This window comes from Rhodoferax sp. RT5P35, assembly GCF_056521385.1.
The window spans coordinates 1-1,408 of sequence record NZ_JBWMAX010000135.1; the positions used below are offsets into that span (position 1 = coordinate 1).

At 65.0% G+C, this 1,408-nt stretch carries 1 protein-coding gene; it reads left to right on the forward strand.

The features are described 5' to 3' along the window. Positions 1-159 precede the first annotated feature (159 nt). The gene (locus tag AC097L_RS24340) at positions 160-1,299 is read left to right on the forward strand and encodes a glycerate kinase type-2 family protein (protein ID WP_479589298.1); all 1,140 of its coding nucleotides are present in this window, start codon (positions 160-162) and stop codon (positions 1,297-1,299) included. Positions 1,300-1,408: the final 109 nt, after the last annotated feature.

A 1,408-nucleotide genomic window follows, 5' to 3' on the forward strand; every position in this document is an offset into this window, starting at 1 on the left:
CGATGGCCTCGATGCGGTGGTCCCGGATGAACACCGAGGCACCGCGCAACTCACGTGCCCTGGTGGGATCGGCCTGGTCCAGAGTGGCAATGCAACGGGCGTTTTTGATCAGCAGGGTGGTCATGGTCAATGGGCACAATAGGGGATGGAGTCCACTCAATGATCGCACCAAATCCCGCCACCGAACCCCGCCAGTTTCTGGAATACCTCTATGACGTGGCCGTGAAACGGGCGCTGCCACTGCACAACACCGCCGCTTTCCTGCCGTCCCCGCCCAAAGGCCGCACGCTGGTGCTGGGCGCTGGCAAGGCGGGTGGTGCCATGGCGCAAGCCGTGGAGGCCTTCTGGCCTGAGGACGCCCCGCTCTCGGGCCTGGTCGTGACGCGCTACCACCACATACCGCCGCGTCCGGCGGGTTTGAAGCAACGCATTGAAGTCGTTGAGGCCTCGCACCCGGTGCCCGATGCGGCGGGTCTTGCCGCAGCCCGGCGCATCTTGGCGTTGACCGAGGGCTTGACCCAAGACGACCTCGTGTTGTGCCTGATCTCCGGGGGCGGCTCGGCGCTGTTGACCTTGCCCGCCGAAGGCCTGACGCTGGAAGACAAACAGCGCATCAACAAGGCCTTGCTGGCCAGCGGCGCCAACATTGCTGAGATGAACTGCGTGCGCAAGCACCTCTCCGCCATCAAGGGCGGGCGCCTGGCGTTGGCTTGTGCCCCGGCCCGGGTGGTCACGCTTACCATCAGCGACGTACCGGGGGACGACCCCTCCATCATTGCCAGCGGCCCTACGGTAGCCGATGCCTCCAGCTGTGCAGAGGCGCTATCAATTTTGGAGCGCTATGCCATTGATTTGCCTGGGCCTGTGGCCGATCTGCTTCGAAGTGGCGCGCTGGAAACCCCCAAACCCGGCGACCCGGCGCTGGCGGATGCGCAAGTGCACCTGATCGCCACGCCCCAACAGTCGCTGGAGGCTGCTGCCGATGCCGCCCGTGCCGCCGGTCTGCAAACCTGGGACGTACCGCACATCGACCTGCAGGACCCCGAAGCCCTGTCCACCGAAACCCGCCGCGTGCTGGGCCTGGGTTTTGACTGCAAAACCGCCATCCACCCGCAGCAGATTGCCCGCATCCACGCCGCCCATGCGCCCACGCCTGAGGAACTGGCCTGGGCCCAGCTGTTGGTCGAGGCCGTGCCCGCAGGCCAGTTCAGCGGCGCATTTTTGTACCAGGGCCGCATGGTCGATGCGCCGCTGGTGCGCAAGGCCCGGCGCATCGTGGACAACGCCGCCCGTGCCTGACAACTATTTTTTATTACCCACAGGAGACAACACCATGGTGCAGAACGTCAAACAGGTCGGTGAACACCGCTTCCGCGAGAGCTTTGGCCGCTATTACGAGGACTTCACG